We start from the raw sequence: 22,852 nt of genomic DNA on the forward strand, positions 1-22,852 counted from the left end.
AGGTGAGCCAACCAACCGCGGGCCGCCCGAGCTTGGCCCATCCGGACGAGCGCCAACCCAGCGCCGGCCAGCCGCGTGATGGCCGCCCGCCCGCTGACCGCCGCGCCCACCGGCCAGGCGTCGCGAGCGGCACGCTCGCCGGTTCCGTCGGCCGGTACGCGCGGACAGTCCGCGGCCTGCGGCCCGAACAGGTCGCGGCACGGGTCCGACTGCGCGGGCAGCGGGCGCTGGCCGACCGGCTTCCCGGCCTGTCCGCGGCGCTCATCCGCCGTGGCCCGCCCGTGGGCGGCTGGCCACCCGGCTTCCTGCCCTTCGACGGCCGTTGCCAGGCACTGTGGCCGGACGCGACGCAGCTGGTTGCCGGCCGGCTCAGCCTCCTCGGCCACGTCAGGACACTGCATCCGCCGGACCCCGACGCGGGCCTGGCCACGGCGGACTGGGCACAGGCGCGGGCGCCGCTGCTGTGGCGTTACCACCTGCACTACTGGGACTGGGCCTGGACGCTTACCGGGCTGACCGACCGCGACGCCGCGCGCGACCGGTTCGGCGCGCTCTACGCGTCCTGGCGGGCGGCGACGATGCCAGGACAGGGTGTGCCCTGGTCGCCCTACGTCGTGTCGCTGCGCGCGTGGTCGCTGTGCGGACTACGCGGCCCGCTCGCCGCGGGCACGCCGACCGACCGGTGGCTGGCGGCCGATCTCGGTCATCACCGTGCCTTCCTGCGCGCGCATCTGGAAACCGACGTGGGCGGCAACCACCTGGTCAAGAACCTGAAGGCGCTGATCGGTCTCGGCATCGCCGCCGGGGACCGCGCCGACACCGAGCGTTGGACGTGCGCGCTGCTACGCCAGCTCGACCGGCAGGTGCTCGCCGACGGTGGCCATATCGAGCGGGCGCCGGCCTACCACTGCCAGGTTCTCGCGGACCTGCGCGACGTCGCCGACCTGCTCACCGCCGCGGGCCGCCCACTGCCAGGCGAGCTGGTCGACGCGATCGCCAGAATGCGCGGCTGGCTGTCGGCGGTGCTCGGTCCGCTCGGCACGGTACCGCTGCTCAATGACGGTTTTCCCCTGCCGTCAGCGGCCACGCGGATGCTGCTGGCGAGTCCCCCGCCGCGTGTCGCGGCCCGCACGGACGTCCACGAGGACAGGCGAGCGGACGAGAACGGCAGTGCGGGCCGAAACGGCAGTGAGCAGAAGAAGAACGGGAACGAGGACGCCGTAGCGGACCCCGAACCGGTCTCGCGGGCCGGGACCGGCCGGGACGGCGCTGTCCGGCTGCTCGCGCCCAGTGGCCTCGCCGTGCTGCGCGCCGGCCGATGGCACCTGCTCGCCGACGTCGGCGCGCCCTGCCCCGACGATCTCCCCGCGCACGCCCATGCCGACACCCTGTCGTTCCTGCTCTGGCACGACGACACACCGCTGATCGTCGACACGGCCACCTCCACATATGCGCCAGGACCTGACCGGGCGCTGGAACGCTCCACCCGGGCGCACAACACCGTCGTGGTCGACGGCCAGGACTCGACCGAGGTGTGGGGCGCCTTTCGGGCAGGCCGCCGCGCGCGGGTGACCATCGGCGAGGCGGGCTACCTGCCCGCGGCCGGAAGCGCGACGGCCCACGCGCGGCTCACCGCGTCGCACGACGGCTACCGCTGGCTGCCGGGCGCCCCGAGCCACCAGCGGACCTGGCGGCTCGACGCCGACGGCCCGCGGATCGACGACCTGGTCACCGGCCATGGCCGCCACCGGGTCGAGGTCCTGTTCCACCTGGCGCCGGGCATGACGGCCCGCGCCGATGCCGAGGGCCTGCTGTTCGGCCACCCCGGCGACCCGGGCCGCATCTACGTCCTGCGCGCCGCGGGCGGCGGCTGGCGCACCGAGGCAAGCCGGGTCGCCACCGGGTGGGGCCGGACCGAACCCGCCGTCGTCGCCGTGTACGAGCTCACCGCCGATCTTCCGGTCCGGCTGCGTACCAGCATGGAGCGGTGGCAGACGCCGGCCTCGCGGATGCCACCCGGACAGGCCACGAGCCCCGACCAGCGGGTCCCCGAACCGGGGGACGCGGCATGCACAGCGGAGCGACTACATGCCTGAGACGGACGCGCTGACCTCCTGCCAGGTGGCGACGACCCGGACCGACGATGCCCGCTATCCCGAGGAGCCGCCGTACTCCCCGAGCCACGCATACCCGGAGTACCGGCTGAGCCATCTCGCCGACGAGCCGAACCACGTGTACGCGGCGGTCCGTCGGGTGCTCAGGCTCGCCGGACTCGACCCATCCCGCGTCGACACCGCCCGCTGGAACCCGTTCGGTGACCTCGTAGGTCCTGGCGGGACGGTGGTGCTCAAGCCGAACCTCGTCCGGGAACGCCACCCCCGGGACCCGGACGGCTGGCGCTGGGTGCTCACCCACGGGTCGGTCATCCGAGCCGCGGCGGACTTCGCCTTCGCCGCGGTCGGGCCGTCGGGCCGGGTGGTTGTCGCCGACGCTCCGCAGACGGACTCCTCGTTCGCGGCGATCGTGCGGGTGCTCGGGCTCGACCGTCTCTGCGCGTTCTACGCGGGCCAGGGTCTGACCCTGGGACTCGTTGACCTCCGCCAGGAGGAGTGGACAACCGTCGATGACGTTGTCGTCGACCGCCGCCGGCTGGCCGGTGACCCCGGTGGCGCCATCGCCTACGACCTCGGCGACGCCAGCGAGTTCGTCGGCCATAGCGGCTCCGGGCGGTACTACGGGGCCGACTACGACAGCCGGGTGGTCAACGCTCATCACAGTGGCGGGCGGCATGAGTACCTGCTGTCGGGGACCGTCATGAACGCCGACCTGGTGGTGAACCTGCCGAAGCTGAAGAGTCACAAGAAGGCGGGCGTCACGCTGGGTCTAAAGAACCTCGTCGGCATCAACGCGGACAAGAACTGGCTGCCGCACCACACCGAAGGGTCGCCGCGCGACGGTGGGGACGAGCACCCTAGTCCTGGCGCGCTGCACCGGCTGGAACGGACCGCGGTGGCGGGGCTGCGACGCGCGGCGACCATGTCGCCTCGGCTGGGTGGCGAGCTGATGCGACTGGCTCGCCACGGCGGCACCCACGTCTTCGGCGACGGTGACTCCGTGATCCGCAGCGGCAACTGGTGGGGCAACGACACCGTCTGGCGAATGTGCCTGGATCTGAACAAGATCCTGGCTTACGGACGCCCCGACGGCACGCTGGCCGCCAGGCCAGAACCCGGCCGCCGGCATGTCGTCCTCGTCGATGGCGTGCTGGCCGGGCAACGCGGCGGTCCGATGAACCCCGACCCGCTGCCCGCGCGGCTGCTGACGTTCGGCGCGACACCGGCCGCGGTCGATGCGGCAACCGCCTACCTGTTCGGTTTCGACCCCGACCGCATACCGGTCATCCACCAGGCATTCCGTTGCGCGCGGCTGCCGCTCGCACACGGATCCTGGCGCGACATCGAGCTCCGCGGTGATGACGACGCCTGGCACGGGCGGCTCGGCGCGATCGCCCCTGACGCCGTGCTGCGCGCCGAGCCACACTTCGCCTGGCGGGGCCAGATCGAGCTCACCAGGCCGGCGGTCCCCCGATGAGGCACGCCGGGCTTTTTCGGACCCGAGGCGCCGCGGCGGCGTTCGCCATGGCGGCCCAGAGCCCCCTCGTCGTCGCCCACCTGCGCGGGCTCGCGGAGCTCGCGACCCTCGAACCAGCGGACGTCGCGGCCTGGCAGGCGGCCCGGCTGGACCGATTCCGGCGCCGGTGGCTGTCCGCCGTGCCGCACTACCGCCGCAGCCCGGAGTACCTGCGGGGAGAGCTCAGCGAGCTACCGGTCCTGACCAAGGAGACGGTGCGCCAGGCGGCGGATTCGTTCACCCATCCGTTCGTGCCGGCCAGGAAGGTGACCACCGGCGGCACCGGCGGGCGTCCCCTTGATCTGCGTATCTCCCACCCCTCGTTCTTCACGGAATGGGCGCACATCGCGCACGTCTGGGCACGGGCCGGGGTACGGCTGACCGACCCGAAGATCACTTTTCGAGGCGGGAGCCTTGGCGAGGGCTTCGCGGGGCGGCCCATCCTGTTCCAGCGGACCTACAACCAGCTGCTGGTCTCGCCGTTCCACCTGTCCGACCGCACCTTCGACGAGCTGGCGCTGATGATGCGCGACTTCCGCCCGGTGGCGATCTGGGGGTACCCGTCCGCCATCACGCCGTTCGCCCGGTGGGTGGCGCGCACCGGGCCACATGCCGGACTCCGCGGGGTCCGCGGCGTGCTGCTGGCAAGCGAGGGCGCGTTCGACTGGCAGCTGCGGCTGTTCGAGGAGGTCTTCGAGGCACCGGTGATCCGCTGGTACGGGCAGAGCGAGAAGGTGGTCTTCGCCGGCGAGTGCGCCCAGCACCGGTCCGTGTACCACGTCATGCCGACCTACGGGATCGCCGAGGTCGTCGAAGGACGGATCATCGGCACCGGCCTGACCAACGCCGCGATGCCGCTGGTCCGATACGACACCGAGGACGCCGCCGCACCGCTCGAACCGACCGTCAACCGGTGTGCCTGCGGCTCGCCGTTCCCCGCCCTGCGGGACATCCGCGGCCGGTGGGACCAGTCCTTGGTCTACGGAGTGGACGACGAGCCGATCTCCACCGCGGCCCTCAACTTTCACGACAACGCGTTCGCCAGATTCGACCGTATCCAGTTCCGCCAGGAGCACCGTGGCAAGGTCGAGCTGCGGGTGACGGCGACGCGGCGCCCGGCTCCGCATGATCTCGAACTCGCCCGACAGCTCCTGCAGGACCGGGTGGGTGACCGCCTTGCGGTGTCCGTGTCGGTCGTCGAGACCGCCGACCTCGTGACCCAGCGAGGCAAGGCCCTGGTCGTCGATCAGCGCTATCGACCGACGGAGACCACGGCAAACACTCCCACTCGAAGAGGAAAGCCGTCGTTGTCGACCAGTGGTATGGGCCGGCGGCCTGGGTTTCGCCAATCCACAGAGCGATGAAGCGACGCTAGATCGGAGAGCGGTATGTTGGCCACAAGGAGCGAATGGTGAACCCGCGACCCATTCGCGACAAAGTCCGCGACAAAGTCATCGTCGACTGCGCCGGAGCCCGCATGGGCGGAGCCCTGCGCCTTCTCGGCGAGCTGGACGACTATCTCGCTCGCCGCCCGTCCCCTGGTGTCCGCGTCGTCGGGCGCGGGCACCAGCTTTCGCCAGCCTGGCTGGCCCGACGGGAACGTATCGGACGTCACCAGCGAGCGATCGCTCTGAACAATGTCAGCTTCGTCGTGACTCGCGGCGAACGGTGGGCGCTTCTCCGCAGCGCGCTGCACTTCCTCTCGGCCGACGAAGAGAGACAGTTTCATTTCCCCCGCAGGTTCGCACACTCGATCCCAGTAGTCCGAGCATGCGCCCAGCGCGCCGACGTTCTGGTCGTGCCCAGCACAGAGATGGCCGACCGAGTCACCTCGATCTATCCACATCTCTCGTCCCGGATCGTAGTTCGCATGCATCCGCTCTCACCGCCGTCCCCAAGGCCGCCCGAGGCACGAGACCGGTGTCAGATACTCTGCCCGGTGTTCTTCTCCTCCTCCTACAAACCCATGGGGCATTTGCTACGGCTGGTCGACCAGGCGGCTAGCGCGATCTCCACGGACCTGGCCGAGAGTATTGAGATCATCATTACCGCGAGCAAGCGGGAGGCTGAAGCAGAGGACCTGCTCGGCTCGAAGCACCTGCGGTTCGTCGGCCGGCTTACCCCTCAGCAGCTCGCGCACTTCCAACACGGGTGCCGAGCCATCATTTACCCGACCCGGACAGAATCCTTCGGCTATCCGCTGGCGGAGGCACGGCTCGCGCGCGTTCCTGTCATCGCACTCGACAGCCAGCGCGCCCGAGAGGTCGCCGGGCCCGCGCTGGTCCCTTACCAACGCGACGACTCCACCTTGATTGCCGAGGCAATGCATGATGCCCTGCGCACGGTACCGAGCGGGGAGCGGCACAATCCCTTTGACCCAGATGACTACTTCGACTGGCTCCTGAATAAAACGGATATCGGATGACGACATTCGTCGGCCGACGCCAACAAGGAAGACAAAGTGGACCCCAGTCCCCACCCGGGACCAGGAGCGGTCTATCGACCAGGTTCAGGATCAAACCGAACCTGGTGGGAGGGAAATCCAATGACCTACCACTGGCACGGGACAGATCCAGCGGAGCCGCACAGCGCCGAGCCGCACAGCGGGGAATGGTTCGATGAGGTCGACCGCCGTTTCGCCACCGCTGCCGGGCGGCGCGGCTCCTTCCTGCTCGTCACCGCCCAGGTGCCGCTAGGCACGGGCGCCCGCCGGTGATCCGGCTTGGCGTCCTCGCGACGCACGTCATCCAGTACCAGGCGCCGCTTTACCGCGAGCTCGCCCGCCGCAACCGCGTGGACCTCGAGGTCGCGTTCCTCACCGACGCTGGCGCACGGGTCTACCTGGACCCCGGATTCGGCCGCGAGCTGCGGTGGGACGTCGACCTGCTGTCCGGCTACCCCAACCGGGTGCTCGGGGTCGGCGCCTCACCGGCGCGGCACCCGGCCGGCCTGACCCGGCTCGCGGCCTGGGTGCGGGCCCAGGACGCGCTCGTGGTACACGGCTACGACTCGCCGTGGATGCTCGCCGCCATCGCGCTGGCGCGCGGCATCGGGCGGCCATACCTGCTGCGCTGCGAATCCTGGCGGCGCGGCGGTCAGCCCCGCTGGCGCGTCGTGCGCGACCCGCTGGCCCGCGCGGTGGTGAGCCGCTGCGCGGCCGGCCTCGCCATCGGCGCGCACAACGACGCGTTCTACGCGGCCTTCGGTGCGCCGCGGGCGGTGTTCGCCCCGTACTCCGTCGACAACGACCACTTCCGAACCGGCGCGGACGCCGCCCGCCCCCGCCGCGCGGAGCGGCTGGCCGAGCTCGGCCTGCCTGCCGACCGCCCGGTCGTGCTCTACTCGGCCAAGCTCATCCCGCGCAAGCGGCCGCTCGATCTGGTCGAGGCGGTGCGCCGGCTGGACGGACGGGTGGCCCTGCTCGTGGTCGGTGACGGCCCGCTGCTCGAGCAGACCCGGCGGCGGTGCGCCGGCCTCGCGGCGGCCTGTGTCGGCTTCGTGAACCAGGCCGAGCTGCCGTCGTACTACGGGCTCGCCGACGTCCTCGCGCTGCCGAGCGAGCACGAGACCTGGGGGCTGGTGGTGAACGAGGCGATGGCCGCCGGAGCGCTGCCGGTGGTGAGCGAGGCGGTGGGCGCCGCCCCGGACCTGGTCGAAGGGCTCGGCCATGTCTTCCCGATCGGCGATGTCGACCGGCTCGCCGACTGCCTGGCGGCGGCGGCCGACACGGTCGAGGACCCGGAGGCCGGTCCGAGGCTGCGGATGAGGGTGCGCGAACGGGTGGACCGGTACTCGCTCGCCGCGACGGCGGACGGCTACGAGCGCGCGGTCGAGCTGGCTGTCAGCCGCTGACGCCGGTGACCTCGCTCGCTGGGCCACGATGCCCCGGGGCGCCGGCCCCGCCGTCACTCGTGGAACCGGCGGGGCCGGCCGGCACCGGATCGCCGGCGGCCTCCGCCGGTCCCGCGGCCGCCGGCTCCGCCTGGGCCGTCGCCCCCGCGGGCTTCCCCGAATCCGCGGCCACACCCTCCCGCTGGGCCGCACGGCCCGGGCCGGCCTGGACGGGTATCCGGAGCGCGTCGGCCGGCCGGACCGGCTGTGCCGCGACCGACTCCAGCCAGCCGTTCAGCGCGGCCAGCGCCCACACATGCGACCAGCGCGCCGCCGCCCGGTCCGCGGCGTCGAGCACGTCATGGCCGGCCACCGAGTCGACGTACGCCCACACCGGCGCGCCCGGGTCGCGGACGGCCTCGACCAGCCCGCGTAGCGGGCCCGAGCACGTCCACGCCGCCATCGGCACGGAGAACCCCTGCTTGGGCTGGCTGGCGACGTCCGTGAGCACCGGGTCGGCGATCGCGGCGGCGAAGGCCGCCTTGCCGACCGGGCGGCGGTGCGCCGCCGCTGTCGCCGCGGTCAGGAAGGGCAGATCGACAAACGGCACCCGCACCTCGACGGAATGCGCCATCGAGAAGGCGTCGGTGTCCGGCAGCAGCGTGGCGCCGAGGTAGAGATCGAGCTCCGCCCGGGTGAGGGCCCAGGAGGACCGCAGCCCCACCAGCTCCTCGGGGCAGCGCAGGTAGCCGAGCCGGTCGGGCGGCGCCCCGGTCGCCGCGACCACCCGCGGCAGCGGCCAGACCGCGCGGGTGAGCAGGTCCAGCTCCCACGCCGAGCGCGGGCCGTCGGCCGCGAGCAGCGCGCGGCCCTTCGAGGAGTCCGACACCCGGCGGGCCGCGGCGTCCGCGAGTGCGTCCACCGCCGGCCGCAGCGGCGGGCGGCGTAGCCGGTCGAGGGCGCGCAGCGGCGCGAGCGCCCGCAGCAGCCGGAAGTGCCGGTACCCGCCCAGCGCCTCATCTCCGCCGAGGCCGGACAACGCGACCTTGAACCCGGCGTCCCGCACGGCCCGGCACACCACCCAGCTGTTCAGCCCATCGATGGTCGGACGCTGCATGTGCCGGAAGAAGCCGTCGAGGTCGGCGTCGGCCAGCCGGGGCTCGACGACACGGTGCCGGTGCCCGTAGGCGGCGGCCGTCGCCGCCGCGCGCGGCGCCTCGTCGACGCCCGGCATGCCCGGCTCGGCCGCGACGGTGAGGCAGGTCACCGTCGTGCCGAGCTCGCGCACCGCCCAGGCAAGCGCGGTGGAGTCCGTCCCGGCGGACAGCAGCAGCGAGGTCGGGACGTCCGCTCCGAGGTGCGCGGCGACCGTCTCGAGCAGCGCCTCACGCAGCCGGGGTCCGCGCAGGCGCGGCGCGGGGGGCGCGGCGCCGAGAGCGTCGTCGTCCGCGCTGTCGGCGCCGATCTCGCCGCGGGTACACCCGCCATGTTCGTCGAAGGCGATCCACCAGCCGGCCGGAACGGCCTCGATGCCCTCGAACGGGCAGTCGTCGCCGCCGAGGGCGCCCAGATGCAGGAACCGGGCGACCGCCTCCGCGCGGACCGGTGGGATCGGGCCGAGGCCGACCAGCGGACGCAGCTCCGAGGCGAACGCGACCGTGCCGTCCGGGCAACGGCGCACGTACAGCGGCTTGATACCCAGTCGGTCCCGGCCCAGCAGAAGCCGCCGGCGGCGCAGGTCGACGGCCGCGAAGCCGAACATCCCGCGTAGCCGGCCGAGCGCGCCGACGCCGTGCCGCTCGAGCAGGGCCGGGATGACCCGCCCGTCGCTGCCGGGCACGCCGTCGACGCCGAGCCAGCGGGCCAGCTCGAGATGGTTGTAGATCTCCCCGTTGAAGACGGCGGCGACACCGCCGCCCGGGGAGGTGATTGGTTGATTACCTTCGGTAGTCGGCGTCACGATGGCCAGCCGGGCTATGCCGAGCGTCGCCGGGCCCACCCGGCGCACCGTGCTGTGGTCGGGACCTCGGTGACTCTGCCGGCCGACGAGCCAGCGGACCCGGCCCTCGGCCCGGCCCTCGTCGGGATCAAGCACTCCGGCGATTCCACACATGGATACTCAGCGTATTCGAACGATCTCAGATTGCAAGGAGGTGTATCGCCTACCAGCGGTCCGCCAACTCAGGCACGTCGGATCGACCGCGCAACGCACCCGACCGCGCCGGCCGACAGCCCCGCGCCGCGGCGACAACGACCGCGACGCCCGCGACGCCCGCGACGCCCGCGACGCCCGCGCCTGGAGACATTGCGGATACCAGGCAACACGCCTGCCAGCAAGTCTCGGGTCGACAGCCGGATGGCTCTAGGCTGATTACCGAACGTATCTAAACGGCGACACATTCGCCGTGTCTCCCGCCTGGAGGGTCGAGCGTGCGATGAGCCTGCGGACAAACGCCCCGCGCACCGCTGACGGCCGCGAGAAAGCCGGTGGCGCGGACGACGCTACGGACCCGCCACCGGTCAGCGACGCGTTCGGCACCCCGGATTCGGCGGCCGTCGGACCACGGACGACCGCCGTCATCGTGCACTGGGGGCCGACCGAGCCCACCGTGGAACTCGCCCGCCGGCTCGAGGCCATGCCAGCGGTGACCGAGGTGGTCGTCGTCGCCAACGACGGAGCCCGCCGGCCCGACGACGTGCCGCCGGCCACCGCCTGGCTCGTCCCCGGCGCCAATCTCGGCTTCGCCGGCGGCTTCCGGTTCGGCGCCGACGCCCGGCCGGACACCGACGTCTACCTGCTGCTCAACAACGACGTGCGGCTGCCCGAGCGCACGGTCGTGGCCTGCCTCGACCTCATCTCGCGCCCCGGGGTCGGCATCGTCGGGCCGACCCTGCTCAACGCGGACGGGATCCACCCCGGTGCGGACCGGCTGACCCCGCTGTTCGCGGTACCGCGCCGACGGCGCCGGGGGCGCCCCGAGCCGGCGGACGTCGCGTTCGTCACCGGCGCGATCCTGTTCGTGCGGGCCGAATGTCACCGCCAGGTGCCGATGGACACCCGCTACTTCCTCGTCTACGAGGAGACCGACCTGGCGCGCCGCGCCGCCGCCGCCGGCTGGCGGGTCATGATCAGCCCCTACCAGGCCTGGCACACCGGCGGCGGAACCATCCCCAGCACCAGCTACGTCTACTACTCGACGCGCAACCGGCTCTGGTTCGCGCGGATCCACGGCCGTCCCTGGCAGGCCGGCGCGGCCGCTGTCTGGCTGGCACTCGTCAGGCTGCCCCGTTCCGCTGGCGCCAACCTGCTCCGCGGACGTGGGCTGGCCTCCTGGCGGTACGCCTGGCACGGCCTGCGTGACGGCATCGGGCCGCTGCCGTCGGCCGACTCCCCCTTGCCGGACGAGCCACGGCCCGCGCGCTGGGAACGCCGAGCGGACCGCGCCCGGCCGTGAAAGATCCGGACTAGAGGGCCAAAGGGCGTGCGAAAATGATCTTCCTTCGCACGCCCGGCCGGGGTTCCTGCCGGATCGCGAAGCGATCTGGGAGGTCCGGTTGTCCCCAGGATCACTCGCTGGTTTATGCCACCACCGGACGCCGACGGTAGACGAACCGGCAGGCGAGGACCACCACGCCGACCTTGATGGGCAGCAACACCACCAGGTCCGACACGCTCGTCTCCGTGGTCAGCAACAGGGTGAACAGGGACGCGAACAGGGCGGTCAGCCGTAGGTCGCGCCCGGGGTGCAGGGTCTCGTCCACGAATCGGCAGACCGCGCCCAGGAGAGCCGACCCGACGAGCATCACGAGGAGCCCGCCGTAACGGAACAGGTCGGCCTGCGGCGAAATCCCGGCCGAGGTGTACAGGCCAGGAGGGGTTTCGTAGTACTCCTGGCTGAAGGTGTAGCCGGCGGTCCGGACCGGCTTGCCCGGCCACAGCGCGCGCGGCACCCAACCCAGCACTGTGCCGCTGACCAACTCGAAGGTACCCCGGTACGGAACCACTTCCGGGGTCTTCTGGACGACGACGGCGAGGCTGTCAACAGACCGGACGCGGTCGGCGAGATAGTCGGCGGAGTCGGTGAGGGTGTTGTGCGACTGCTCATCGTCGCGACCGCCGCCTTCGATCGTCTGAGTCAAGATCTGAGGGGCGGCGGCTATCGCCGCCGACGGCGAGAGGTTCTGGTCCGCGTGTGGCCGGACGGTCTGCCGATACGTGGCGTTGTACGGCACGACGACGAACATCAGAACGGCTGCGGCGCCGAGCAGCCAGCGCAGGGGCAACCGGCCGCGAACAATGGCGAAGCTCATGCACACGGCGAGCAAGGTGAACACGAACTGTCCCTTCACCCCGCTGAGCAGCCCGAAGCCGATCTCGGTCCCCAACAGGACCAGAAAGAGCGTCCGCTGGCGCGCGCCGCCGGATCGCGCCAGCTCGACCGCCGCGATGACGAGTGCCGGGAGACCGAGGCTGGCGGCATATTCCAGGATCTGCGCATATCTTGACGAGTTGCTGACGAGTTGGGACGGGTCGGCCAGATAGCCGAACCGCCCGATGGCAATCTGGGTAAGGCGGGCCGCGACGGCCACACCGGCGAGCGCCCACACGGCGACCGGGCGGTATCTTCCGCCACCTTTGCCGTCACGCTCCGATGTCGCGAGGGCGGCCAGCGAATGCCCGGCGCGAAATGCGAGCCCGCCGGGACCAACCAGGTATCCGATCGTCCAGAGCGGCACCCCCAACCCGAGGAGTGCCAGAGCGTACGCCACACTCGACGGGCCGATGACGGCCAGTACGCCGGCCTGCGGGGTTCGCCATGTAATCGATGTGAGTCCCAACGTCACCGCGGACAGCAGTAGGTACCACGGCCCCAGCCGGAACTGGTACAGACCGTACCCTCGGCCGTAGCGGCTACCGATCAACGCGACGGCGGCCAGGTATTCGACCGTGAGAGCAATCGACCGCAGCACCACCCGTTCAGGGACAGCCATGTAGGTAGCGGCGTCCACTCCCCACAGGACGATCGCCACCGCGGCCACCGCGGCCCACGCTGGCGAACCCGCGCGGCGCGCCGCGTCCAGGGGCCCGGGAGAACCCTTCCATGCTTCGGGCCTGGTCGGAGACGGCGAGACTGTGTGGATGCTTGTGGCGGTCACAGGACGGCCTCGAGCAGCGCGGTGAGCCGATGCCCGTACGTGTGTTCGGAATGGCTGCGCAGAGACCCGGCATCGCCGACCGCGCGGGCCGCAGCCGGGTCGTCCGAACACCATTTGATCCGCGCCAACAGCTCGTCGAAGGTGCTGAAAACAAGAACCTCGCTTCCCTCGTCGAACAACGCGGGCAGCGTCTCCCGGCGCTCGCACAGGACGGCGCCCCCACACGCCGTCGCCTCGAACAGCCGACAGTTCACGCTCTGCATCTCCGCCGGGTGCAGCGCGTTGACGACGGCGCGCGCCCCGCGGAACACCGCGGCCTTCTCCTCGCCGACCACGTAGCGCCCGGCGTGGCGGCCAGCCAGTCGAGGTTCACGAAGCCAGCGGGGTATCGGCGGCCCGTAGACCCGCACGTCGACGCCGCGGTCGAGAAGCTGCCCGATCAGGCGGGCACGAGCGCCGTATACATTTCCGACGAACACGAAATATGGCGAGTCCGGCGCCGTGGCCGGTGGCTGGTGGCGGGCCGGGTTGCAGGCCTCCGGCAGATAGTGCGCCGGCAGTTCCAGGACGTCGGACAGCCGGCGGGCGACGAGCGGGTCCTTGAGGAAAAGAGCGTCGTAGTCACCAAGCAGCATCCGCTGCCGGTCGAGGTTGGCCACGGCATCCGGGAACCACAGGCAGACCCGGATCCCGCGGCGGCGCAGCTCGCGGACTGTCGTCGGCAGAAGGTTGAGGTCGACGGACAGCACCAGGCCGACTCCCGCGCGCTCGGCGGCCGCGACCAGCCTGCGCTGGTAGGCGAGGTCGAGGTGGTCGTAGGCCCGACGCGCAAGAGCGAGGACGGCCGAGACACGCCGGTCGGCCGGCCGAGGGACAGCCGGGCCGAGCGCCACGGGGTCGGCCCCGACGCCCGGCAGGCAGTCGAGGATGTTGTCCGCGAAGCTGTCCTCGAAGACCGGCCCGATCACGCCCACCCGGACCGCGCCACCGACCGGGGCCGGGGCTGGCGCGGGTGAGGGCTTGGACGTGGACGTGGACGTCCAAGCGGCGAAAGGGCTGGCGGATCGCACCACGAGGCTTTCGTCGTTCATGCCGCGTTACCTCTTCCGGATTCGGAGGGAACGCCGAGCCAGTCCCGGCGTCCGCGCCCGGCGGCCCGGCGCAGCCTCGCCGGCACGGACCTGGCTGTGATGCCGACGGCGCGCAGCACCGCATGCAGCAGGAAGGCGAAGGCGACGCCGTAGGCGATGCTGGACGCGACGGCGGCTCCGGCGACCCCCATCAGCGGAACCAGCGTGGCGAGCAGCGCCACCGTCACCACTGTCCCGATCCACTCACAGCGAGCCACCGTGAGCGCCCGCCCGAGCCCGCGCAGCACGTCGTCGATCGCCCGGTTGCAGCCGAGCACAGCCGCGCCCGGAGCGAGCAGCCAGAACAGTCCCACGCTCGGCGCGTAGTCCGGCCCCAGCAGCCCGTGCACAGCCAACGGCGCGATGGCGCTGACCGCGCCCATGCACAGCACGCCCGTGGCGAGACTGGCGCCCACGGCGGTCAGCGCCACCCGCCTGGCGGACCCGGCGGTCGTGCCGTCCGTGCCGGCCACCGCCGCGGCGGCCGCGAGGCGGGGCATCGCGACGTTGCCGAACGCGGAGCACACCGGCTGCGACAACATGCTCAGCGAAACCGCGACGGCGTAGTGACCCACCTCGGCGGGCTCGACGAGCAGCGCCAGCAGGAGCACGTCCAGATGCGCGTTGAGCAGGTACGGGACAGCGGAGAGCATCGTCGCGCCGCCGTAGCCGGCCAGTTTCCGGCCAGTGGAGCGGCGCAGCCGGCCCCGTCCGGGAAGAGCCAGCCGGCACAGCACCACGGCCGCGATGGCCTGCAGGGCCGTCGAGCCGACGAGGCAGAACACCGCGCGCTCGACAGTGAGCAGGTTGGTGACCGCCAGCGTCACCACCGCGGTGGTGTAGACGGCCGGCTGGAGCGCACGGACCACGTTCCAGCTGCCGATCCGGGTGGCCTGCAGTGCGAACAGCCAGGTGGAGGCACCGAACACCAGCGGCTGGGCGGCAAAGGCGACCCGGAACGCCGTCACCGCCTCCGGGTCGTCGAGCACCAGGGGCGCGGCCGCGATGCCGGCTGCGCCAACGAGGATCCCAAGCATCACGAGCATTGCCCCGCCAGTGCGGATGGAATCGCGGGCGCTGGAACGGTCCCGCGCGACCAGGTAGCAGATAGCGGTGGTCAGCCCGCACTCGCCGATGGTCGCGGCGGCCAGCATGTAGGAGGTGACGACGGCGAATGTGCCCCGCCCGGACGGGCCGAGGTAACGGGCGAGCAACAGTCCGCCGACCGCTGCCACTCCGCTGACGGCGACACTCGTCGCCGCGGTCGCTCCGACGGAGCGCAGGTATTCACCGCGCCAGCGGGATGACCGCCGGCGATGCTTGGCCCGGATCACGTGGTCTGGTTCCGCGGGAACGGGGTGCGTTCGAGAGCCGCGACGACGCGGTCGAACCGGTCCCACCGGGGCGCCAGCGCCAGCACGTTCGGCGTGAACGCGCCACGCGTGGCGATCCCTTCGGGCGTCAGGTTGAAGATCACATAACCGGCGTCGGTGAGCCGGGCGACCAGCTCCGCCTGACCGCCCTGGCGGGTCAGGAGGCCTGGCAGCATCTCCAGCAGCAGCGCCGGCGACCGGGCGGCGAGCAGGCTCGCGGCGCCACGCAGGACGTCGATCTCGAAGCCCTCGACGTCGATCTTGACGAGGTCGGGGGGCCGGTGCCGCTCGACGTACGCGTCGAGGGTGGTGAGGCGCGCGATGTGGTCGGCGGTGCCGGCGTCCGCGACGGGATGGGCGAGGCCGGAGGCGTCGCGGTAGGTCCGCATGCCGGTCTCGCCGGCCGTCGCCCCGACGGCGCAGGACTCGAGCCGCACCTGCGGCAGCTCGTTGCGCCGGACCATCGACCGCAGGACCGCCATCGTGTCCGGCACCGGTTCGAAGGCGTGTACCTGCCCTGACAGGCCGACGAGTCCGGCGGCCCACAGTGTGTACACCCCGATGTTCGCGCCGACGTCGTAGCAGCAGTCCCCGGGGCCGAGCACGGCGGCGAACACCGGGGCCAACGCCGGCGGACGGTAACGCAGTGTGGACAACGCGCGCGCCGACCCGTCCCGGCAGCTGTCGACATCGAAGAGCATGCCATTGACGAACCGGCCACGAAGCGGGCCCGTGTACTCGTCGGCCGGCCCCTTCACCCACCCGACGACGCGGTCGCGACCACGCACCTCGGGAAGGTTGGCCGCCAGTCGGCCGGCGAGGCGCCAGCGCAACGGGCCCTGCCCATGTCCTCGGCCGAGCCGCCGCCACGTCGGATCGGTCCGCAGGTCCGTCGCTGCTGCGCCCTTTTCCATGCCACTGGTTGTATCACTTCAACTACATAGAGCGACGTACGTTGCGGTCAGTATCGGCCGCCGCTCGGTGGCGAATGTCAGCGCCGGCCGCTGCTCCGCCCGCGCCGTCCACGCCGACAACCAGGAGCGCCTGGCCGGCCTGCAGATCGGGACGCAGTCGGACGGCCGACCGGCGCCAGGGGACGCCAGAAGATCCACATGACGAGCCTTGGGCGGGATCTGCCAGCTGCGCCCGCTCCACCCGATTCCGCCAGGCGATGTCGGCACGCCGGGAGCAAGGCTCCACCACTCCAATACTTTGACACTTAGAGTAGTCGTTCGTGCTCTCTATGTATCGCCCCGCTGTCGGGGCCGAGGCTGGGGCCGACCGCCCACGGGTCCTGCTGCTGGCCCCGTCCGGCGGGCTCGGCGGCGGCATCGAACGCTACCTCGGCACTGTCGAGGAGCGGCTGCGCGTCGGCGGCGCCGACGTGCACCGGTTGGACCTGCGCGGCCCAGCGAGACCGCCCGGCCTGCGGGCCCGGTTGCGCTTCGTGGTCACGGCATTGCGCACCGCCGTGCGGGTGGGCCCATTCGACGCGGTCGTCACCGGGCACCCGAACCTCATCCCGGTGGCCGCGGCGGCCGTGCCCCTCGCCAGGGCACGCCACGGCCCGGTGTTCTTCTACGGAATCGACATCTGGGGGTTGCGCCGGCGGAACCGGGCGATCCTCACCCGCCATCCGGTCCTGCACCCGATAACCATCAGCTCCTACAGCGCCGGCACGCTCGCCGACGTCGGCGTGGCGCCGGTGCTGCGGCCGGGCATCGCGACCTCGTGGCGGGAGACGCTGCTCGCGGCGGGCAGTCGGCGGCCCGTGCCCGGCCCGGTCCCCACCCTGCTCGGTGTCTTCCGGCTCAACGACGCCGACTGGGAGGGCAAGGGGCTGCGCGAGCTGCTCGCCGCGCTGCACATGGTCCGCGAGCGCATCGGTCCCGTCCGGCTCGTGGTGGCGGGCAAGGGCCCGGCGCTCGACGAGGTGCACCGGGTGGTCGACCGGCACGAGGACGTCGAGCTGGTCGAGTCGCCGGACGACGTGGCGCTGGCCGGACTCTACGCGGCGGCGGACCTGTTCGTGCTGTCCACGCGGACCCGTCCGCCTCGCAGCGGCGAGGGGTACGGCATCGTGCTGGTCGAGGCCCAGCTCGCCGGCTGCCCGGTCGTCGGGCCGGTGTCCGGGGGCTCGCGCGACGCGTACCTGGACGGCGTCACCGGCGCCACCCCCACCGACGAGTCCCCGGAGGCGCTGGCCGCGGTGCTGGCGGACCTGCTCTCGGATCCGGCCCGGCTCGCGCGGATGCGGCGACAGGCCGCCGAGTGGGCTCAGCTGGCCACCCAGCCCGAGGAACACATCCGCGCCGTGTTCTCCGCCGTCCTCGGCACCCCGCTCCCGACGCCGCGTCCGCCGCGACCGGACATCGCCCCCCGCTCCGGCCAGGCCGATCCCCCGGCTCCCCTCGCGGTCCTGGCTGCCGGCCCTCCCCGGTCGGCCACCCCGGCGCCGACGACACCGGCCGAGCCGTCCGCGCCTCAGCCGGCGCGGCGCGGCGGCAGCGACATCCTCGAGCAATGACAGCCGAGGGCAGCAACGCCGAGAAGATCCTCCGTGAATGCCCTCGAGTGCCACGGCCGGACGGGTCTCGCGCTTCGCCTCCCCGATATGGCCCAAGCTTCGCGCATTGCCATTGAGACCCGACATCCACCGAGCCAGGATCAGTGACAGCCCGCGAGGCTGCCACTACCTTCGGCAATGCGACCTCCTGTTCGGAGCGACCTCCTGTTCGGAGAAGCGAGCCTCTTGGCGCCTGCCTGGTGCCGCGGGTACGGAAGGGAATGTCTCCTCATGCGCGTTGTGGTCGCCGGCGGGGCCGGCTTCCTGGGCAGCCATCTGTGCGAACGGCTGTTGACGGATGGCGCCGAAGTGATCTGTCTGGACAACTTTGCCACGGGCCGTCCGGACAACGTAAGTAATCTCCGTACGCATCCACGGTTCGAGCTCGGCTGCCACGATGTGACGAATTTCGTACACGTCGCCGGGCCGGTGGACGCGGTGCTGCACCTGGCCTCGCCGGCCTCTCCGCTGCACTACCGCGACCTGCCGCTGGAGACGCTGATGGCGGGCGCGCTCGGAACGCGCAACCTGCTCGGGCTCGCGCGCGCCAAAAAGGCACGCTTCCTGCTCGCGTCCACCTCCGAGGTGTATGGCGACCCACTGGTTCATCCGCAGACCGAGTCGTACTGGGGAAACGTCAACCCGGTCGGGCCGCGCAGCATGTACGACGAGGCAAAAAGGTACGCCGAGGCACTCACCACCGCCTACCGGATCACCCACGAAACCAACACCGGAATAGTCCGGATCTTCAACACGTACGGCCCCAGGATGCGCATCGACGACGGCCGCGCGATTCCCGCGTTCGTCGCGCAGGCGCTACGCGGGCAGCCAGTCACGGTGGCCGGCGACGGTTCGCAGACAAGGTCGCTGTGCTACGTCGACGACCTCGTCGACGGCGTCCTGAGGATGCTACGCACTGACCTGCCCGGCCCCGTCAACCTCGGGAACCCACGGGAGATGACGATCCTCGAGCTGGCCCAGCTCGTCGTCGAGCTGTGCGGCACGAACGTGCCGATCACTTTCGTTCCGCGTCCTGTCGACGACCCGATGGTGCGACGCCCCGACATCACGTTGGCCCGCTCCCAGCTCGGCTGGGAACCCCGGGTCGACCTTCGCGACGGACTGGCTGTAGCCATCGCCTGGTTCGCCGATGCGCTGAACCTTCCCGCCCAGGCGATGGCTGGGCGGCCCCGCCGCAGCCAGCTCGTGGACGAGGCGATACCGGCGCCGAGGCGACCCGGACAGGACACCGTCGGGCTGGTGGGTCTTCGGGCGGACGGCGCGGCGGGGAGTACCACGTGACCGCTCGGACGACGTGCGCGTACGTTTCCGGAGCGGACGACGTATGACATACATCGGTGCCGGCCTCGGCTCCGGCTCTCGGGTGCCCGCATCGACGGACCGGCCAAGGCTGACCATTATCGGGACGGGCTACCTCGGCGCGACGCACGCCGCGTGCATGGCGGAGCTTGGCTTCGATGTGCTCGCGGTGGACATCGACCAGGCGAAGATCGGCCTTCTGGCCGAAGGTGAGGCGCCGTTCTTCGAGCCGGGGCTCGACGACCTGCTGCGCACGAACCTGAAGGCCGGCCGCCTGCGTTTCACCACATCCTTCGAACAGGTCGCCGACTTCGGCGACGTCCACTTCCTGTGCGTCGGCACCCCGCAGCTGCCCGGCGCCCAGGGCGCTGACCTGAGCTACCTGCATGGCGCCGTCGATGCCCTCATGCCTCACCTACGCCGTCCCTGCCTGGTTGTCGGCAAGTCGACGGTGCCGGTCGGAACCGCGGCCGCCCTGGCCGCGCGGCTGGCCCGCGAGGCGCCGGCCGGCATCGAGCTCGCCTGGAACCCGGAGTTCCTCCGCGAGGGATTCGCCATCGCTGACACCCTGCGGCCCGACCGGCTCGTCTTCGGGGTCGCGACAGCGGCGGCGGAGGCGACTCTGCGCGCCGTATACACGCCGATCATCGACCAGCACGAGACACCGGTGATCGTCGGTGACTTCGCCACGGCGGAGCTGGTCAAGGTCGCGGCCAACTCGTTCCTCGCGACCAAGATCTCGTTCATCAACGCCATGGCCGAGGTGTGCGAGGCCGCGGGCGCCGACGTCACCACACTGGCCACGGCCCTGTCGTTCGACGCGCGGATCGGGGGTGCGTTCCTGCGGCCCGGGGTCGGGTTCGGCGGTGGCTGCCTGCCCAAGGACATCCGAGCGTTCCTGGCCCGCGCGGAGGAGCTCGGCGTCGGCGCCAGCCTCGCCTTCCTGCGCCAGGTGGACGAGGTCAACATGCGGTGCCGCGACAGGGTCGTCCAGCTCACCCGAACGGCGCTGGGCGGACGGCTGACGGGCCGGCGGATCGCGGTCCTCGGTGCCTCGTTCAAACCGAACTCCGACGACGTCCGCGACTCGCCGGCGCTCGGGGTCGCCGCGGTGCTCGCCGACGAGGGCGCCGCCGTCACCGTCTACGACCCGATGGCGCTCGACAACGCGCGCCGAGCGCACCCACACCTGCGATACGCCACGTCAGCCGTCAGGGCGATGGCCGGCGCGGAGATCACCCTCCTGCTCACCGAATGGGCCGAGTTCGCCAACCTCGAGCCGGCGGCACTCGCCGAGGTGGTCGCCGGCCAGATCATCGTCGACGGACGACACGCCCTCGACCCCGAGCGCTGGCGCCAGGCCGGCTGGAACTACCTGGCGCCCGGCCGGCCCGGCACACCCGCCATCCCGGCCGCACCCGCCGCGGTGCCGACGCCGCGGCGGACCAGCGAGACGATCACCCCTCAGGTGACGTGCTGGCCACCTCGGGCCAGTCGTACGGCGCGGTACCCAGGTTGAAATGGCGGGTTGAAATGGCGGTGCCCGCAACACGCCGCCGCCCACCACGGCACCGGCCGCCGCACGGGACAGCGCCCCAGCGGGCACCCGCGCCCCAGCTCACGGAGACCTGGACCTCTCCGTGAGCCACGGGCGGCGCGCCCGCGTCTTTGTCAGCGACACGTGCTCCGGACGTCCCCGGGCGCCGATCGCCCGGTCAAATCCCGGACACACCGGAGCCCTGGAGTATCAGGCGGGTTCCACGATCATCCACGCGATGGTTGACGCGTCGGCCGAGGACGCCGACGCGATCGTGAAGCTTGTTCCCGGGGTTCTCGCGGAAACCGCTATCGGTTGAGGGGTGCTGACTCCGGACAGGTTCTGTGGAGCCAGGAAGATCCGGCTATTAGCGGTGACAGCGGTTGTGGAAACTGTAGCCGAACCGCTGGACAGCGCGGCGGCACCGAGGCGTGCATTTGTCCCCTCCTTGACCAGGAGTCCGTTTCCGGCATTGCCTACGATCAGATTTCCACTCGTCTTGAGGGCCGCGTTGGTGGCAAGAATTCCGGACGCATCCCGTTCGAGTGTCACGTCCTCGGCCGCGCCAAAATCGATTCCATCCTTGCCGGCACCCAAGCGCAGACGCAACGTGCCGTCTTGACTTCGGATTCTGGTCGCAAACCCCTTGATGTTCACGTAGGAACCGCCGGTCCCCGAGTCGACGGTCATCTCCCCGCCGTCGCCGGCCACGCCCAGATTGAGCCACTGGCTTGCGCTGACGGACCCTTCGACTGTCGATTCGAGGCGTACGAAGTTCACCGCCTGCGACTGAGTCCCGTAGAGTGACAGACCGTTATAACAACGCACCTCCCCCGCCGATACGATGCCTGGTGACTGAGGTCGGCCGAGCGTAGCCGTCATACTCGTGGCACTGGCCGTCGCAGAAGCCGACATGGTGGCTTGAGTGGGGGACAGGATAGACGCGATCGTCGTGCTGGTCGGGATACCGGTGCCGCTGATCGAAAGTCCCACATCATCGGCACGGAACCCCACGCTTCCCGACGAGACGGTCGTCGAACCATTGGTTGTTGTGAAGTCGGAAAACACCCGACGGCGGCCCGCATTAGTTACCCCGAGCGCAAGGAGGTCTCTTCTGAACTCAAACGGCGTTCCACTCGTCGCATCCACAAACGGCGCATTTGTCGATTCGTCCAGATCCAGGAAGTAGTAGCCGCCGAAGATGTCGTCGCGATCGACGATCAGCTTGTTGGTGTGGATGGTCGGATGGAACGCGTTTCCTTGGGCGTCGATCATTGCGCGTGCCGACAGCCATCTGGTCCGCTCGCTCATCGCCCGGCAGAACGTCCCCTGGCCACACCCGGCGCTATTTGCGTAGGAAATCAGGTTCGACACCTTGGTCAGCTGCGACGAGTCAATTGAGCCATGCATGAAGAGGACGACGATGCTGCGGTTCGCCACGGCCTCGTCGATGTAAGTCTCGATAGTCGACTCGGATGGGGAAAGAATATCTATCCCCGGGACGTCGAACGGGTCCGGCGCATTGCGGCTGACCACACCCCGGCTGCACCGGAAGTACTCGTGCCGTCGACTGACGACTTCTCGTACCCGGTCGTCCGTTTGCCCATAGGGATAGGAGCCCGTCCTGACCGAGACGCCGAAGTCCGTTTGAATCTTGCCGATGGCGGCACCAAGTAAGGTGTCCAGCGCCGCCGGACCGTTGATCGTGTAGTAGTTCAGAAGATCTTCATGGTCCTTGCCGTGCGAGCCGATCTCGTGACCGGCCGCAATGATTGCTTCCACCTGGGCCGTGGTGATGTACGCGTCCCCGTAGACCGGGGATGTACCAGATTTGTCCACCCAGTCGACTGACAGAAACAGGGTCCCCGCGATCCCGTTCGCCGCGAGCAGGGAAAAATACCCCGCCTGGGTGTCGTAGCCATCGTCGCCGGCCCACACCACGAATGGCCCAGGCTCATTACTTGTAACGCTGACCGGAGTGAGGTTGAACTGCACGTGCGCCTCCCTGATACCGGGCGAGACTGTCGCTCGCCATGAGGATGGGGCCGCGCGCCGTCATGGCCTGCGGTGAGATTTCTCGGTCCCGGTTTTCCAAAATTCCTTTGGTTGACGGGACGAGGATGGCCTGGACGGCGGTGCTGACACGGCGCGGCAGGCGGGGCAGAGGTTGAGAATGCTTCAGTTCCAGGGCTCGGCGGAGCCAGCCGCTTTGCCCATGGGGGCGGATGGCGGCGTGGGCGCGGCCAGCGGCTTTGTGGTTGTCGGGGAGCTGACCCTGCCCGCGGGGTCTCGTGGAGGATGACGAGGC

The 22,852-nt window shown here is 70.9% G+C and carries 16 protein-coding genes; 10 read left to right on the plus strand and 6 right to left on the minus strand.

The window, feature by feature from the left end; translation table 11 throughout:
- The first annotated feature begins 2 nt into the window (after nt 1–2).
- From QOZ89_RS30870 to QOZ89_RS30895, 6 genes are all read left to right on the plus strand, one after another.
- Nucleotides 3–2,096 (plus strand): heparinase II/III domain-containing protein, encoded by a 2,094-nt coding sequence (locus QOZ89_RS30870; RefSeq protein ID WP_312627144.1) that lies wholly within the window; start codon nt 3–5, stop codon nt 2,094–2,096.
- Nucleotides 2,089–3,591, plus strand: a complete 1,503-nt coding sequence (locus QOZ89_RS30875; protein WP_312627146.1) for a DUF362 domain-containing protein — start codon at nt 2,089–2,091, stop codon at nt 3,589–3,591. The genes QOZ89_RS30870 and QOZ89_RS30875 overlap by 8 nt, the downstream gene beginning before the upstream one ends.
- A 47-nt stretch (nt 3,592–3,638) precedes the next feature.
- Nucleotides 3,639–4,994: a phenylacetate--CoA ligase family protein gene (locus QOZ89_RS30880; protein ID WP_312627148.1), complete on the plus strand. Its 1,356-nt coding sequence runs from the start codon at nt 3,639–3,641 to the stop codon at nt 4,992–4,994.
- Nucleotides 4,995–5,038: 44 nt separating this feature from the next.
- On the plus strand, nt 5,039–6,055 hold the full coding sequence (locus QOZ89_RS30885; protein WP_071053337.1) for a glycosyltransferase: 1,017 nt from the start codon (nt 5,039–5,041) through the stop codon (nt 6,053–6,055).
- A gap of 120 nt (nt 6,056–6,175) precedes the next feature.
- Nucleotides 6,176–6,346, plus strand: coding sequence for a hypothetical protein (locus QOZ89_RS30890; RefSeq protein WP_157910616.1), 171 nt, complete (start codon nt 6,176–6,178; stop codon nt 6,344–6,346).
- Nucleotides 6,343–7,482 (plus strand): glycosyltransferase, encoded by a 1,140-nt coding sequence (locus QOZ89_RS30895; RefSeq protein WP_071053338.1) that lies wholly within the window; start codon nt 6,343–6,345, stop codon nt 7,480–7,482. The genes QOZ89_RS30890 and QOZ89_RS30895 overlap by 4 nt, the downstream gene beginning before the upstream one ends.
- Here QOZ89_RS30895 and QOZ89_RS30900 read toward each other — a convergent pair.
- Nucleotides 7,472–9,574: an asparagine synthase-related protein gene (locus tag QOZ89_RS30900; protein WP_083419843.1), complete on the minus strand. Its 2,103-nt coding sequence runs from the start codon at nt 9,572–9,574 to the stop codon at nt 7,472–7,474. The two genes, QOZ89_RS30895 and QOZ89_RS30900, sit on opposite strands and share 11 nt — an antisense overlap.
- A gap of 322 nt (nt 9,575–9,896) precedes the next feature.
- Between QOZ89_RS30900 and QOZ89_RS30905 the strand changes: the two genes are divergently transcribed.
- Complete coding sequence (locus tag QOZ89_RS30905; RefSeq protein WP_083419844.1) at nt 9,897–10,916, plus strand: glycosyltransferase family protein; 1,020 nt, start codon at nt 9,897–9,899, stop codon at nt 10,914–10,916.
- 124 nt (nt 10,917–11,040) lie between these two features.
- Here QOZ89_RS30905 and QOZ89_RS30910 read toward each other — a convergent pair whose 3' ends face one another.
- The 4 genes from QOZ89_RS30910 to QOZ89_RS30925 all read right to left on the minus strand — a co-directional run bounded on the left by QOZ89_RS30910 (nt 11,041) and on the right by QOZ89_RS30925 (nt 16,035).
- Nucleotides 11,041–12,492 carry a DUF8712 domain-containing protein gene (locus tag QOZ89_RS30910; protein ID WP_131804193.1) on the minus strand — a complete coding sequence of 484 codons (1,452 nt, stop codon included), beginning with the start codon at nt 12,490–12,492 and terminating at the stop codon, nt 11,041–11,043.
- A 122-nt stretch (nt 12,493–12,614) separates the two neighbouring features.
- Nucleotides 12,615–13,709, minus strand: coding sequence for a CgeB family protein (locus QOZ89_RS30915; RefSeq protein ID WP_083419845.1), 1,095 nt, complete (start codon nt 13,707–13,709; stop codon nt 12,615–12,617).
- Nucleotides 13,706–15,082, minus strand: a complete 1,377-nt coding sequence (locus QOZ89_RS30920; protein WP_071053341.1) for an oligosaccharide flippase family protein — start codon at nt 15,080–15,082, stop codon at nt 13,706–13,708. Before QOZ89_RS30920 ends, QOZ89_RS30915 begins: the two co-directional genes overlap by 4 nt.
- Nucleotides 15,079–16,035 carry an FkbM family methyltransferase gene (locus tag QOZ89_RS30925; protein ID WP_083419846.1) on the minus strand — a complete coding sequence of 319 codons (957 nt, stop codon included), beginning with the start codon at nt 16,033–16,035 and terminating at the stop codon, nt 15,079–15,081. Before QOZ89_RS30925 ends, QOZ89_RS30920 begins: the two co-directional genes overlap by 4 nt.
- Nucleotides 16,036–16,364: 329 nt before the next feature.
- On the opposite strand from QOZ89_RS30925, the gene QOZ89_RS30930 reads away from it, so the two are divergent.
- The 3 genes from QOZ89_RS30930 to QOZ89_RS30940 all read left to right on the plus strand — a co-directional run bounded on the left by QOZ89_RS30930 (nt 16,365) and on the right by QOZ89_RS30940 (nt 20,526).
- Nucleotides 16,365–17,648 carry a glycosyltransferase family 4 protein gene (locus QOZ89_RS30930; protein WP_071053343.1) on the plus strand — a complete coding sequence of 428 codons (1,284 nt, stop codon included), beginning with the start codon at nt 16,365–16,367 and terminating at the stop codon, nt 17,646–17,648.
- A gap of 270 nt (nt 17,649–17,918) precedes the next feature.
- Nucleotides 17,919–18,989 carry a UDP-glucuronic acid decarboxylase family protein gene (locus QOZ89_RS30935; RefSeq protein ID WP_083419847.1) on the plus strand — a complete coding sequence of 357 codons (1,071 nt, stop codon included), beginning with the start codon at nt 17,919–17,921 and terminating at the stop codon, nt 18,987–18,989.
- A gap of 43 nt (nt 18,990–19,032) precedes the next feature.
- Nucleotides 19,033–20,526 carry a UDP-glucose dehydrogenase family protein gene (locus QOZ89_RS30940; protein ID WP_083419848.1) on the plus strand — a complete coding sequence of 498 codons (1,494 nt, stop codon included), beginning with the start codon at nt 19,033–19,035 and terminating at the stop codon, nt 20,524–20,526.
- 228 nt (nt 20,527–20,754) lie between these two features.
- Here the strand turns inward: QOZ89_RS30940 and QOZ89_RS30945 are convergent, their stop codons facing one another.
- Nucleotides 20,755–22,539, minus strand: a complete 1,785-nt coding sequence (locus tag QOZ89_RS30945; RefSeq protein WP_071053344.1) for a polysaccharide deacetylase family protein — start codon at nt 22,537–22,539, stop codon at nt 20,755–20,757.
- Between the last annotated feature and the right edge of the window lie 313 nt (nt 22,540–22,852).

The sequence above is a fragment of the Pseudofrankia coriaricola genome, assembly GCF_032027725.1.
Classification (GTDB): domain Bacteria; phylum Actinomycetota; class Actinomycetes; order Frankiales; family Frankiaceae; genus Pseudofrankia.

Excerpts from the sequence above, each read along its gene's own strand:
- QOZ89_RS30905 (WP_083419844.1), top strand. The coding sequence starts at position 9,897 with ATGAGCCTGCGGACAAACGCCCCGCGCACCGCTGACGGCCGCGAGAAA.
- QOZ89_RS30880 (WP_312627148.1), top strand. The coding sequence starts at position 3,639 with ATGGCGGCCCAGAGCCCCCTCGTCGTCGCCCACCTGCGCGGGCTCGCG.
- QOZ89_RS30915 (WP_083419845.1), bottom strand. The coding sequence starts at position 13,709 with ATGAACGACGAAAGCCTCGTGGTGCGATCCGCCAGCCCTTTCGCCGCT.
- QOZ89_RS30900 (WP_083419843.1), bottom strand. The coding sequence starts at position 9,574 with ATGTGTGGAATCGCCGGAGTGCTTGATCCCGACGAGGGCCGGGCCGAG.
- QOZ89_RS30935 (WP_083419847.1), top strand. The coding sequence starts at position 17,919 with ATGCGCGTTGTGGTCGCCGGCGGGGCCGGCTTCCTGGGCAGCCATCTG.
- QOZ89_RS30875 (WP_312627146.1), top strand. The coding sequence starts at position 2,089 with ATGCCTGAGACGGACGCGCTGACCTCCTGCCAGGTGGCGACGACCCGG.
- QOZ89_RS30890 (WP_157910616.1), top strand. The coding sequence starts at position 6,176 with ATGACCTACCACTGGCACGGGACAGATCCAGCGGAGCCGCACAGCGCC.
- QOZ89_RS30940 (WP_083419848.1), top strand. The coding sequence starts at position 19,033 with ATGACATACATCGGTGCCGGCCTCGGCTCCGGCTCTCGGGTGCCCGCA.
- QOZ89_RS30930 (WP_071053343.1), top strand. The coding sequence starts at position 16,365 with ATGTATCGCCCCGCTGTCGGGGCCGAGGCTGGGGCCGACCGCCCACGG.
- QOZ89_RS30925 (WP_083419846.1), bottom strand. The coding sequence starts at position 16,035 with ATGGAAAAGGGCGCAGCAGCGACGGACCTGCGGACCGATCCGACGTGG.
- QOZ89_RS30885 (WP_071053337.1), top strand. The coding sequence starts at position 5,039 with ATGGTGAACCCGCGACCCATTCGCGACAAAGTCCGCGACAAAGTCATC.